This window comes from Mesorhizobium sp. L48C026A00 (assembly GCF_000502375.1).
Lineage (GTDB): Bacteria > Pseudomonadota > Alphaproteobacteria > Rhizobiales > Rhizobiaceae > Mesorhizobium > Mesorhizobium muleiense.
Genome location: NZ_AYWU01000032.1, coordinates 18,928 through 31,575, shown reverse-complemented (window position 1 = coordinate 31,575; position 12,648 = coordinate 18,928). Strand labels below are relative to the sequence as shown.

The 12,648-nt window shown below is 64.0% G+C and carries 11 protein-coding genes; 9 read left to right on the top strand and 2 right to left on the bottom strand.

All coding sequences use genetic code 11. The annotated features are described in order from the left end of the window. The first annotated feature begins 130 nt into the window (after positions 1 to 130). Positions 131 to 550, top strand: coding sequence for a GFA family protein (locus X738_RS74665; RefSeq protein ID WP_023802886.1), 420 nt, complete (start codon positions 131 to 133; stop codon positions 548 to 550). Positions 551 to 731: 181 nt separating this feature from the next. On the opposite strand, the gene X738_RS74660 is transcribed toward X738_RS74665, so the two are convergent. After that, positions 732 to 2,537 carry an IlvD/Edd family dehydratase gene (locus X738_RS74660; RefSeq protein ID WP_023802885.1) on the bottom strand — a complete coding sequence of 602 codons (1,806 nt, stop codon included), beginning with the start codon at positions 2,535 to 2,537 and terminating at the stop codon, positions 732 to 734. 157 nt (positions 2,538 to 2,694) lie between these two features. Here X738_RS74660 and X738_RS74655 point away from each other — a divergent pair, with 157 nt between their 5' ends. Further along, positions 2,695 to 3,156, top strand: coding sequence for an SRPBCC family protein (locus X738_RS74655; protein WP_023802884.1), 462 nt, complete (start codon positions 2,695 to 2,697; stop codon positions 3,154 to 3,156). Between the two features lie 140 nt (positions 3,157 to 3,296). On the opposite strand, the gene X738_RS74650 is transcribed toward X738_RS74655, so the two are convergent. Beyond that, positions 3,297 to 4,490 carry an Mrp/NBP35 family ATP-binding protein gene (locus X738_RS74650; RefSeq protein WP_023802883.1) on the bottom strand — a complete coding sequence of 398 codons (1,194 nt, stop codon included), beginning with the start codon at positions 4,488 to 4,490 and terminating at the stop codon, positions 3,297 to 3,299. Positions 4,491 to 4,726: 236 nt separating this feature from the next. Between X738_RS74650 and X738_RS74645 the strand changes: the two genes are divergently transcribed. The 7 genes from X738_RS74645 (at position 4,727) to X738_RS74615 (ending at position 12,591) form a co-directional block, all read left to right on the top strand. Further along, positions 4,727 to 5,104, top strand: a complete 378-nt coding sequence (locus X738_RS74645) for a VOC family protein (protein WP_023802882.1) — start codon at positions 4,727 to 4,729, stop codon at positions 5,102 to 5,104. A 97-nt stretch (positions 5,105 to 5,201) separates the two neighbouring features. Continuing rightward, positions 5,202 to 6,101 carry a LysR family transcriptional regulator gene (locus X738_RS74640; RefSeq protein WP_023802881.1) on the top strand — a complete coding sequence of 300 codons (900 nt, stop codon included), beginning with the start codon at positions 5,202 to 5,204 and terminating at the stop codon, positions 6,099 to 6,101. Between the two features lie 130 nt (positions 6,102 to 6,231). Continuing rightward, the gene (locus X738_RS74635; RefSeq protein ID WP_023802880.1) at positions 6,232 to 6,711 is read left to right on the top strand and encodes a formate dehydrogenase subunit gamma; all 480 of its coding nucleotides are present in this window, start codon (positions 6,232 to 6,234) and stop codon (positions 6,709 to 6,711) included. Continuing rightward, the gene (locus X738_RS74630; protein WP_023802879.1) at positions 6,708 to 8,264 is read left to right on the top strand and encodes a formate dehydrogenase beta subunit; all 1,557 of its coding nucleotides are present in this window, start codon (positions 6,708 to 6,710) and stop codon (positions 8,262 to 8,264) included. Before X738_RS74635 ends, X738_RS74630 begins: the two co-directional genes overlap by 4 nt. Positions 8,265 to 8,274: 10 nt before the next feature. Continuing rightward, positions 8,275 to 11,151, top strand: a complete 2,877-nt coding sequence (gene fdhF / locus X738_RS74625) for a formate dehydrogenase subunit alpha (protein WP_023802878.1) — start codon at positions 8,275 to 8,277, stop codon at positions 11,149 to 11,151. A gap of 275 nt (positions 11,152 to 11,426) precedes the next feature. Next, positions 11,427 to 12,254 carry a formate dehydrogenase accessory sulfurtransferase FdhD gene (fdhD, locus tag X738_RS74620; protein ID WP_023802877.1) on the top strand — a complete coding sequence of 276 codons (828 nt, stop codon included), beginning with the start codon at positions 11,427 to 11,429 and terminating at the stop codon, positions 12,252 to 12,254. Continuing rightward, positions 12,244 to 12,591, top strand: a complete 348-nt coding sequence (locus X738_RS74615) for a formate dehydrogenase subunit delta (protein WP_023802876.1) — start codon at positions 12,244 to 12,246, stop codon at positions 12,589 to 12,591. Before fdhD ends, X738_RS74615 begins: the two co-directional genes overlap by 11 nt. Positions 12,592 to 12,648: the final 57 nt, after the last annotated feature.

Below are 12,648 nucleotides of genomic sequence, written 5' to 3'. Positions count from 1 at the left end.
GGGTCGTCGCGATGCACCCCTTGCCATGATCGTGGATTTGTCGCGCCCGCTTGTCAAGCGCCATGCCTGGAGCAAAGGATGCTCTGGCTCCGGCGGGCGGCGGAGCCAGGACATGTTTGGGAGGAAACCCATGAAAAAGACCTATCACGGCAGCTGCCATTGCGGTGCAGTGCGTTTCGAAGCCGAAATCGATCTCGCTGAGGGCATCCGCAAATGCAATTGCAGCTTCTGCTGGAAACTCGGCTACCGGAAATCCTTCGCCGCCTATGAGGCCGTGCGGGTGACGGACGGCCGCGACCGGATGCGGGAGTACAAGGCGACGCCGTCGAACTGGCCGGAAGGCGACATCAACCACTATATGTGCCCGAACTGCGGCGCGAATTTTCTCTCGCGCGGCTATCTCGATTTCATGGGCGGGAATTTCTGGGCGGTGAACGTCGCCTGCCTCGACGACGTCACCGAAGAGGAACTCGCCGCAGCCCCAATCGTCTACGAGGACGGCAAGCACGACAGGCAGGACCAGACGCCTGAGATTGTTGGCTATTTATAGGCGCTTGGGTGCGGCTTGGCGCTCTTCCTTCTCCCCTTGTGGGAGAAGGTGGATCGGCGCGCAGCGACGAGCCGGATGAGGGGTGCTGGACGGAGTGCGTCGGTGCCAAGCTGGAGCACCCCTCATCCGTCGCCTTCGGCGACACCTTCTCCCACAAGAGGAGAAGGCAAAAAAAGAACGTTCAGTGATTGTCCCGCGGCACGCCTGCGGTGTGCGCCACATCCTGGTATTTCACCGCGGGCTTCAGCACCATTCCTTCGGAGAACTGGTCGACCATGCCGCGCTGGATCTCCTGCCATGGGGTCTGGTGCTTGGGGTAGCGATAGCCGCCACTGTTCTGCAGCTCGGCGCGCCGGCGCGTAATCTCGTCATCGGTGACGAGAATGTCGGCAGTGCCCTTGCGCAGGTCGATGCGGACGCGGTCGCCGGTCTTCAACAGCGCCAGCCCGCCGCCTATGGCGGCTTCGGGCGAGGCGTTGAGGATCGACGGCGAGCCCGACGTGCCTGACTGGCGGCCGTCGCCGATGCAGGCCAGCGCATGGATGCCCTTCTTGATGAGATGGGCCGGCGGCTGCATGTTGACGACTTCGGCGCCGCCGGGATAACCGATCGGGCCGGCGCCACGCATGAACAGGATGGTGTGCTCGTCGATGCCTTGCGCCGGGTCGTCGATGCGGGCGTGGTAGTCCTCTGGCCCGTCGAAGACCATGGCGTTGCCCTCGAAGGCCTCGGGGTCGTTCGGGTTCGACAGATAGCGCTCGCGGAATTCGGGCGAGATGCCGCTGGTCTTCATGATCGCCGAATCGAACAGATTACCCCTAAGATTGATGAAACCGGCATTGTCCTTCAGCGGCTCGGCGACGGTGCGGATAACATCGAGATTCTCGTTGACGGCCGCGCTGCAATTGGCGCCGATCGTCTTGCCGTTGACCGTCATGACGTCGGGATGAGGCAACAGCCCGGCCTTCATCAGTTCGGCCACCACCGCCGGCACACCGCCGGCATGGTGATAGTCCTCGCCGAGATACTCGCCCGACGGCTGCAGGTTGACAATGAGCGGTATCTGGAGGCCGACCGTCTGCCAATCGTCATTGTCGAGCGGCACGCCGAGATGGCGGGCGATGGCGTTGAGGTGGATCGGCGCGTTGGTCGAGCCGCCGATGGCCGAGTTGACGACGATGGCGTTCTCGAAGGCCTGGCGGGTCATGACGTCTGAGGGTTTCAAGTCCTCATGCACCATGTCGACGATGCGCTTTCCCGTCTCATAGGCGATCTGGCCGCGCTCGCGGTAGGGCGCCGGAATGGCGGCCGAGCCCGGCAGCTGCATGCCGAGGGCCTCGGCCAGCGAGTTCATGGTGGTGGCGGTGCCCATGGTGTTGCAATAGCCGGTGGACGGCGCCGAAGAGGCGACGATGTCCATGAACTCGTCATAGCCGATCTCGCCGGCCGACAGGCGCTGGCGCGATTCCCAGACGATGGTGCCGGAGCCGGTGCGCTTGCCCTTGTGCCAGCCGTTGAGCATCGGGCCGACCGACAGCGCGATAGCCGGAATGTTGACGGTGGCGGCGGCCATCAGCAGGGCCGGCGTCGTCTTGTCGCAGCCGATGGTGAGCACGACGCCGTCGAGCGGATAGCCGTAGAGCACCTCGACCAGGCCGAGATAGGCGAGGTTGCGGTCGAGTGCGGCGGTCGGGCGTTTGCCCGTCTCCTGGATCGGGTGGCACGGGAACTCGAAAGGGATGCCGCCCATCGAGACGATGCCCTCACGCACGCGCTTGGCCAGTTCGAGATGATGGCGGTTGCAGGGCGACAGATCCGAGCCGGTCTGGGCGATGCCGATCAGCGGCTTGCCCGACATCAGTTCGGCACGCGTCAGCCCGTAATTCAGGTAGCGCTCGAGGTAAAGCGCCGTCATCCCCGGATTGTCCGGATTGTCGAACCACTCCTGCGAGCGAAATTTCTTTTTCTGCGTGGGGGCGCCGGCCATCATGGTCTCCGTATTTGTATGACAAATCGATATGACAACGCGCGAGAGCAGGCAAGAGGCACGCGCCATCCGATTCCGGACTTTGGTGCGATAGACATGTGTTTACCCCCACGCTAGACCGGATCGGGGTTTGTCAATTCGTATCCGGGAGATTTTGATGGCTTTGGTTATCGAAGGCGAGGAACGCATCGCCGCACCCTTGCAAAAGGTGTGGGAGGCGCTGAACGACCCGGACGTTCTGAGGCAGACCATTCCGGGCTGCCAGAGCCTCGAAAAGAAGTCGGACACCGAGATGGCGGCGACCGTGGTGGTCAAGATCGGCCCGATCAAGGCGACGTTCAACGGCGAGGTGACGCTCAGGAATCTCAACCCGCCGCATTCCTACACCATCCAGGGCGAGGGCAAGGGCGGCATCGCCGGCTTCGCCAAAGGCGGCGCCGATGTGACGCTGACCGCCGATGGCCCGGAGGCGACGATTCTCAGATATGCGGCCAAGGCCGATGTCGGCGGCAAGATCGCCCAGCTCGGCAGCCGTCTGATCGAATCGACATCGAAGAAACTGGCCGGACAGTTTTTTTCGAGCTTTGGCGACAAGGTGGGCGGCTCCCCTCCCCCTTGAGGGGAGGGTGCCGCGCGAAGCGGGCGGGAGGGGTCGCCTCAACCGCCTCGACCTACAACTGGCGTTGACCAAGAAAGGTGGAGTGCGTCGCCACCGACCCCACCCGGCCCTGCGGGCCACCCTCCCCTCAAGGGGGAGGATCATTCAAACACGATGTTCGGCACGGCGGCTTCGGCCGCGCCGCGTTCTTCCTTGACCCTGCCCCAGACGTTCGCGGCGATGTCGCGGTAGATCTTGGCCTCGGCGCTGTCGGGCTTGGAGACCACCACCGGCGTGCCGGCATCCGAGCTTTCGCGGATGCCCATTTCGAGCGGCACTTCGCCGAGGAAGGAGACGCCGAGACGCTCGGCCTCGCGGCGCGCGCCGCCATGGCCGAAGATGTCGTAGCGCTTGCCGGTGTCGGGGGCGAGGAAATAGCTCATATTCTCGACGATGCCCAACACCGGCACGTCGACCTTCCTGAACATGTTGAGGCCTTTTCGCGCATCGATCAGGGCCAGATCCTGCGGCGTCGAGACGATGACGGCGCCGGCCAGCGGCACCTGCTGGGCCATGGTCAGCTGCGCGTCGCCGGTGCCGGGCGGCATGTCGACGACGAGCACGTCGAGCGGACCCCATTCGACCTCGCGCAACATTTGCGTCAATGCCGACATCACCATCGGCCCGCGCCAGATCATTGGCGTCTCCTCATCGACGAGGAAGCCCATCGACATCACCTTCAGGCCGTAATTCTCCATCGGCTTCAGGACCTTGCCGTCGACCATCTGCGGCCGGCCATGGATGTTGAGCAGCCGCGGCATCGACGGGCCGTAGATGTCGGCGTCGAGCACGCCGACCCTCAGGCCGTTGGCGGCGAGGCCAAGCGCGATATTGACGGCAGTGGTCGACTTGCCGACGCCGCCCTTGCCGGAAGCGACAGCGATGATCGCCTCGATGCCGGGCACGCCGCGCTTGCCCTGACTGTGCGAGGCCGGAGCGTGCGGAGCCGGACGCGGCGCGGCAGCGGGTGCGGCCGGCGGTACGGGCCTGGTGGCAGGCCTTTGCGGAACCGGAGCCTCCATGCCGCCACCCTTCTTTTCCGCCGTCAGGGCGACCACGGCGCCGGCGACACCCGGGATCGCCTTGACGACACGCTCGGCGGCGGCACGCAGCGGCTCCATCTCCTGGGCCCGGGCAGCCGGCACGGTGATCGAAAAGAAAACCTTGGCATCGGCAATGAAAATCTCGGAGACCATGCCGAGGTCGACGATGTTGCCGGTGAAGTCCGGTCCGTTGACCGTCTTCAGGCGCTCGATGACGATTTCCTTGGTGACGTTTTCCTGGACGGCGGGCATCAGCTTTTCCTCTGCTTTTACGCCTGAGATAGTGCAGTTCCCGAACAGAACCAAGCGGCGGAACGACACGCACGGGCGTGGCTGCAAAGACTTGCGTCCGTTTGTCGGTCTTGCAGAGGACGAAACGTCTTTAGGGAAGAAGCACGCCGATCGCACAGGCTGCGTCGCCTGAAGACGAAGCAGCCCTATCTTTGCAGGCTTCGGACGTGCTCGCCCGCAAGCAAAGGAGACCAATCATGCTCGCAAACAGCAACGCAACGGCCAATCTCGCGGTGAAGGACCTGGCCAAGGCCAAGGCCTTCTATGAAGACGTTCTGGGGCTGACGGAGGTTCACAACGAGGGGGGCGAACTGATCGTCTACAAATGCGGCGACACCAGCATCAATGTCTATCGCTCGCAATTCGCCGGAACCAACAAGGCGACGGCGGTGACCTGGATGGTCGGCGACGAGATCGACACCATCGTCAAGGCGCTGAAATCGAAAGGCGTTGTCTTCGAGCACTACGAGATGCCGGGCCTGAAGCTGGAAGGCGACATCCACGTCGGCTACGGCATGAAGGTCGCATGGTTCAAGGATCCTGACGGCAACATTCTGAACTTGGTCGACAGCTAGGCCTGGACGGCGGCGAAGCTTCGGCCGCAATGAGGATTCGCCAGGCAAAAACAGCATGCATCTGGCGCAGCCTCACTCGGCCGGGTAGCGTCCGCTCATGATCGACAAGCTGGAATTCTTCATCGCGCTGGCCAGGGAGGAGCATTTCGGCCGGGCGGCGGAGGTGTGCGGCGTCACCCAGCCGACGCTTTCGGCCGGCATCAAGCAGCTGGAGGGCCAGCTCGGCGTGATGCTGGTTCTGCGCGGCTCGCGCTTCCAGGGGCTGACGCCGGAGGGAGAACAGGTGCTGGCGTGGGCGCGCCGCATCGTCGGCGATACCCGCACCATGCGCGAAGAGATGCGGGCGGCGCGTCACGGCCTTTCGGGGCGCATCCGCATCGCCGCCATCCCGACGGCGCTGGCCATGGTGGCGCGGCTGACGACGCCTTTTCGGGCAAAACATCCCGGCGTCACCTTCTCGGTGCTGTCGCGCACCTCGATCGAGGTGCTGTCGCTGCTCGGCAATTTCGACATCGACGCCGGCATCACCTATCTCGACAACGAGCCGCTGGGGCGGGTGACCAGCGTGCCGCTCTATGACGAGCGCTATCAGCTGATCACCGCGATCGGAAACCCCTATTCCCACCGCGACAAAGTGACATGGGCGGAGCTCAGCCAGCTGCCGCTCTGCCTGTTGACGCCGGACATGCAGAACCGCCGCATCATCGACCAGCATTTGGCCGAAGCCGGCACGCAGGTGCGGCCGACACTCGAATCCAATTCGATGATCGTGCTGTTCTCGCATATCCGTACCGGAAAATGGTCGTCGATCATGCCGCTCAACCTCTCGGAAACATTCGGCTTTTCCGAGCCGATCCGGGCCATTCCGATCGTCGAGCCGGACGCCAGCCACACCGTCGGGCTGGTGGCGACGCTGCGCGAGCCGCACACCCCGCTGGTCTCGGCGCTGCTGGACGAGGCAATGGCGCTGGCAGACGATTTCCGCGCCCGCCACTGAGCTAGAGATTGCAGCTGGACGGCATCGATAGAAGATTTCTATCGAGCAACGGATCAGCTTTATTGATTTGGCGGGTTTCCTCCGATTTCCTAGGCACTTAGCGGATTACTACGACCAGGGAGGGCGCTGCATGATCATGCAGCCTGCAAGTACCGAGATCACGTCGCGCACGGCGGCGATCGTTCAGGAGTTGAAGGGGCTCGAAGGCCCGCTGTTGCCGATCCTCCACGGCATCCAGGAAGAGTTTGGCCATGTGCCGCATGACGCGCTGCCGGTCATCGCCGAAGCGCTGAACATCTCCAAGGCGGAGGTGCACGGCGTCGTCACCTTCTACCACGATTACCGCAGCCGGCCGGCCGGCCGGCATGTGCTGAAGCTCTGCCAAGCCGAAGCCTGCCAATCGATGGGCTCGGACGCGATTGCCGCCAAGCTCAAGCAATTGCTGGGCATCGGCTTCCACGAGACGGCCCGCGACGGTTCGGTGACGCTAGAGCCGGTCTATTGCCTCGGCCTTTGCGCCTGCGCGCCATCGGCGATGCTGGACGGCGAGGTGATCGGCCGGCTCGATGACGAAAAACTCGACGAGATCGTAGCCGAGGTGCGCTCATGATCCCGCGCATCTATATTCCCGGCGATTCCGGCGCGCTGGCGCTCGGTGCGGAAAAGGTCGCCAAGGCGATTGAGAAGGAATTGGCCGATCGCGGCATCGAGGCCAAGATCGTGCGCAACGGTTCGCGCGGCGCCTATTTCCTCGAGCCGATGGTCGAGGTGGCGACAGAAAATGGCCGTGTCGCCTATGGGCCGGTGAAGCCATCCGATGTCAAAAGCCTGTTCGACAGCGGCTTCCTCACCGGCGGTCACCACAAGCGCTGGCTGGGCGCGCCCGACAAGATCCCGTTCCTGGCCAGGCAGACGCGCCTGACCTTCGCGCGCTGCGGCGTCATCAATCCGCTGTCGCTTGATCACTACAAGGCGCATGGCGGACTGAAGGGCCTGCAGAACGCCGTGGCGATGGCTCCGGCCGACATCGTCAAGCAGGTCACCGAGTCGGGCCTGCGGGGTCGCGGCGGCGCCGGCTTCCCGACCGGCATTAAATGGAAGACGGTGCTCGATACGATCGCCGACAAAAAGTACATCGTCTGCAATGCCGACGAGGGCGACAGCGCCACCTTCGCCGACCGCATGATCATGGAGGGCGATCCCTTCGTGCTGATCGAGGGAATGGCAATCGCCGGTGTCGCCACCGGGGCAACCAAGGGCTTTGTCTATATCCGCTCGGAGTATCCGCATGCGGTGGCGATGATGCAAAAGGCGGTCGAGGCCGCCCGCAAGGCCGGCCTGCTCGGCCTCAACGTGCTGGGCTCGCCCCACGCCTTCGACATGGAAATCCGCGTCGGCGCCGGCGCCTATGTCTGCGGCGAGGAAACCTCGCTGCTCAACAGCCTCGAAGGCAAGCGCGGCGTCGTTCGCGCCAAGCCGCCACTGCCGGCCATCCAGGGCCTGTTCGGCAAGCCGACGGTGATCAACAACGTCATCTCGCTGGCCTCGGTGCCTGTCATCATGGACAAGGGTGCTGCCTTCTACAAGGATTTCGGCATGGGCCGCTCGCGCGGCACCATTCCGATCCAGATCGCCGGCAATGTCAGATATGGCGGCCTGTTCGAGGCGGCGTTCGGCATGACGCTTGGCGAGATCGTCGACGACATCGGCGGCGGCACGGCGACTGGACGGCCGGTCAAAGCGGTGCAGGTCGGCGGCCCTCTGGGTGCCTACTTCCCACGCTCCCTGTTCGACACGCCGTTCGACTACGAAGCCTTCGCCGCCAAGGACGGGCTGATCGGCCACGCCGGCATCACCGTCTTCGACGACACCGCCGACATGCTGAAGCAGGCGCGCTTCGCCATGGAGTTCTGCGCCATCGAGAGCTGCGGCAAGTGCACGCCCTGCCGCATCGGCTCGACACGCGGCGTCGAGACGATCGACAAGATCGCCAGGGGTAGCGAGCCGGAAAAGCAGATCGAGCTGGTGACGGACCTCTGCAACACGATGAAGTTCGGTTCGCTCTGCGCGCTGGGTGGCTTCACGCCTTATCCGGTGATGAGCGCAATCAACCACTTCCGCGAAGATTTCAAGCCGGCGCCAGTCGCCGAAGCAGCAGAATAGGAACCTCGCGATGGGTCTCATTCAGGAAATCGACTACGGCACGCCGGCCTCGACGTCCGAGAAGCAGGTGACGCTGACCGTCGACGGCTTCACCGTCACCGTGCCGGAAGGCACATCCATCATGCGCGCCTCGATGGAGGCCGGCATTGCCATCCCGAAACTTTGCGCCACCGATATGGTCGACGCCTTCGGCTCCTGCCGGCTCTGCCTGGTCGAGATCGACGGCCGCAACGGCACGCCCTCCTCCTGCACGACGCCGGTGGCGCCGGGCATGGTCGTGCACACCCAGACCGGTCGGCTGAAGGACATCCGCCGCGGCGTGATGGAGCTCTACATCTCCGACCATCCGCTCGACTGCCTGACCTGTGCGGCCAATGGCGACTGCGAATTGCAGACGCAGGCCGGCGTCGTCGGCCTGCGCGATGTGCGCTACGGCTATGAGGGCGACAACCACGTCTTCAAGAAGAACGACGGCGCCGAAAACTTCAAATGGATGGCGAAGGACGAGTCCAACCCATACTTCACCTATGATCCATCGAAATGCATCGTCTGCTCGCGCTGTGTGCGCGCCTGCGAGGAGGTGCAAGGCACATTCGCGCTGACCATCGAGGGCCGCGGCTTCGAAAGCCGTGTGTCGCCCGGCATGCACCAGCTTTTCATCGACAGCGAGTGCGTGTCCTGCGGCGCCTGTGTGCAGGCCTGCCCGACGGCGACGCTTTCTGAGAAATCGGTGATCAAGATCGGCCAGCCCGAGCATTCGGTCGTCACCACCTGCGCCTATTGCGGCGTCGGCTGCTCGTTCAAGGCCGAAATGCGCGGCGACGAGCTGGTGCGCATGGTGCCCTACAAGGACGGCAAGGCGAACCGTGGCCATAGCTGCGTCAAGGGCCGTTTTGCCTACGGCTACTCGACCCACAAGGAGCGCATCCTCAATCCGATGATCCGCGAAAAGGTGACCGATCCATGGCGCGAGGTGTCGTGGGAGGAAGCGCTGACCCACACCGCCAACGAGTTCCGCCGCATCCAGTACCAGTATGGCCGCACCTCGATCGGCGGCATCACCTCGTCGCGCTGCACGAATGAGGAAACCTATCTGGTGCAGAAGCTGATCCGCCAGGGTTTCCGCAACAACAATGTCGATACCTGCGCCCGCGTCTGCCATTCGCCGACCGGCTATGGCCTTGGCCAGACTTTCGGCACCTCGGCAGGCACGCAGGATTTCGACTCGATCGAGCAGACCGATGTGGTGATGATCATCGGCGCCAATCCGACCGACGCACATCCGGTGTTTGCTTCGCGCATGAAGAAGCGGTTGCGCAAGGGCGCCAAGCTGATTGTGCTCGACCCGCGCCGCACCGACATCGTGCGCTCGGCTCATATCGAGGCGCAGCATCATCTGCCGCTGAAGCCGGGCACCAATGTCGCCGTGGTCACCGCGCTTGCCCATGTCATCGTCACCGAAGGCCTGTTCGACGAGGCCTTCATCCGCGAACGCTGCGACTGGGACGAGTTCCAGGATTGGGCGTCGTTCGTGGCGCTACCGGAAAACAGCCCTGAGGTGGTCGGCCAGCTCGCCAACGTCGATCCTGAAGAGATCCGCAGCGCCGCAAGGCTGTTTGCCGCCGGCGGCAATGGCGCGATCTATTACGGCCTCGGCGTGACCGAGCACAGCCAGGGCTCGACCGCCGTCATCGCCATCGCCAATCTCGCCATGGCGACCGGCAATATCGGCCGGCCGGGCGTCGGCGTGAACCCGCTGCGCGGCCAGAACAATGTCCAGGGCTCTTGCGACATGGGCTCGTTCCCGCATGAGCTGCCCGGCTATCGCCACGTCTCCGGCGACGCGGTACGCGATATCTATGAAAGCCTGTGGGGGGTCAAACTCGACGACGAGCCCGGCCTGCGCATCCCCAACATGCTGGACGCCGCCGTCGACGGCTCGTTCAAGGGCCTCTATGTGCAGGGCGAGGACATTTTGCAGTCGGATCCCGACACCAAGCATGTCGCCGCAGGCCTTGCGGCCATGGAATGCGTGGTCGTCCACGATCTCTTCCTCAACGAGACCGCCAACTACGCGCATGTCTTCCTGCCCGGCTCGACCTTCCTCGAAAAGGACGGCACCTTCACCAATGCCGAGCGCCGCATCAACCGCGTGCGCAAGGTGATGGCGCCGCGCAACGGCTTTGCCGACTGGGAAGTGACGCAGAAGCTCGCACAGGCGATGGGGCTTGCCTGGAATTACCAGCATCCGTCCGAAATCATGGACGAGATTGCGAAGACGACGCCGAGCTTCGCCAAGGTTTCCTACGGTTATCTGGAAAGGATGGGCTCGGTGCAGTGGCCGTGCAACGAGCAGGCGCCGGAAGGCACGCCGATCATGCATATCAGCGGCTTCGTGCGCGGCAAGGGCAAGTTCATCCGCACCGAATATGTGGCGACTGACGAGAGGACGGGACCGCGCTTCCCGCTGCTGCTGACCACAGGCCGCATCCTATCGCAGTACAATGTCGGCGCGCAGACCAGGCGTACCGACAATGTCATGTGGCACAGCGAGGACCGTCTCGAGATCCACCCGCATGACGCCGAAAACCGAGGTTTGCGCGACGGCGACTGGGTCCGCCTGACCAGCCGCTCCGGCGAGACGACGCTGCGCGCGCTGATCACCGACAAGGTGTCGCCTGGCGTGGTCTATACGACGTTCCACCACCCCGACACGCAGGCCAACGTCATCACCACCGACTTCTCCGACTGGGCGACCAACTGCCCGGAATACAAGGTGACGGCGGTGCAGGTCGGCGCGTCCAACGGGCCGTCGGGATGGCAGCTCGACTATGACGAGCAGGCCCGCAACAGCCGTCGCATCGCGACGCTGGAAGCAGCGGAGTAATCGTGCCGAGGCATTCGACCGAAAGCGCTTCAATCTTGACGGTTGGTCGACCCCCACTCCGTCGAGCTTCGCTCGACACCTCTCCCCCGATCGACGGGGGAGAGGAAAGCGCGCGAACTGCAGGCTCCCTTCCTCTCCCTCCGGAGGGGGAGAGGTGGCGCTGCGAAGCAGCGACGGAGTGGGGGATGGCCTGGGAGAGCAACTGCCAATTGAAGCAAGAAGCCTTCGACGCTTCCCAAGTAAAATGGCCGGCAGGCCAAAGGGGGTGCCGCGTGATGCCTAAACGTTGCGCTATCACACAAATCTCCCGCCTCGCCCACCGCGCCGGCGGCAGTGCGGCCGCCAACCGGATGGTGCCGGAAGAGACGCCGGTGGCGTTCTCCTTTGCCGGCACCACTCACGCGGTGATGATGGCAAGTCCGGCCGATTTCGAGGATTTCGCGCTCGGCTTCTCGCTGACCGAAGGCATTGTCGCCGACGGCCGGGAAATCGAGGCGATCGAGGTCGAGGATCACGGCGCCGGCATCGACATCCAGATCAGGCTGAAGGACCAGGCCAATACGCGCTTCGAGGCGCGGCGCCGACGCCTGGCCGGCCCGGTCGGCTGCGGGCTGTGCGGCATCGAGTCGATCGAGGAGGCGATGCGCTCGGTCGAGGCGGTCGGTTCGTCACGACTTACACTTAACACCGACGACATCGTCCTTTCGGTCAGGCTTTTGTCGAAAGCGCAGCCGCTTCATGCCGAGACCGGTGCGGTCCATGCCGCCGGTTTTTATATCCCCGGCAAGGGCATCGTCATGGCGCGCGAGGATGTCGGCCGCCACAATGCGCTCGACAAGCTGGCCGGGGCGCTCGCCAAAGCCGGCATCGATGGCACCTTGGGTGCTGTCGTGGTGACATCGCGCGTTTCGGTCGAGATGGTGCAGAAGACGGCGGCGATCGGCGCTGCGTTCATCATTGCCGTTTCGGCGCCGACGGCACTTGCCATCCGTACCGCCGGGGACGCCGGCATGACGCTGGTGGCTTTGGTGCGCGGCGATGATTTCGATATTTTTACCCACCCCGACCGGGTGGCTACCGGAGTTGCCAAGCATGTCGCATGACGAAGGCCACATCATGAGCACCAGCGAAAAGCTGGTCCGCATGGCCAACCAGATTGCCACCTTTTTTCACTCCAAGCCGCGCGAGGAAGGCGTTGCCGGCGTCGCCGAGCACATCAACAAATTCTGGGAGCCGAGGATGCGGCGGCAACTGTTCGAGATGCTGGACGATGGTGGCGAAGGCTTCAACGAGCTTGTCGTGGCCGCCTCGGCAAGGATCAAGCGGCCGGCCGCATCGGAAGCAGCGGGCTTCGGCGCCAATGCCGGGGGCGTCGTTCCAAGCGGCAAGGGCCCTGGGGCCGGTGAGTCGAATACCGGGATCGCCGCTTCGCAGAAGTAGGCCCGGTGCTGCCCCTCATCCGGCCCTTCGGGCCACCTTCTCCCCGTCAACGGGGAG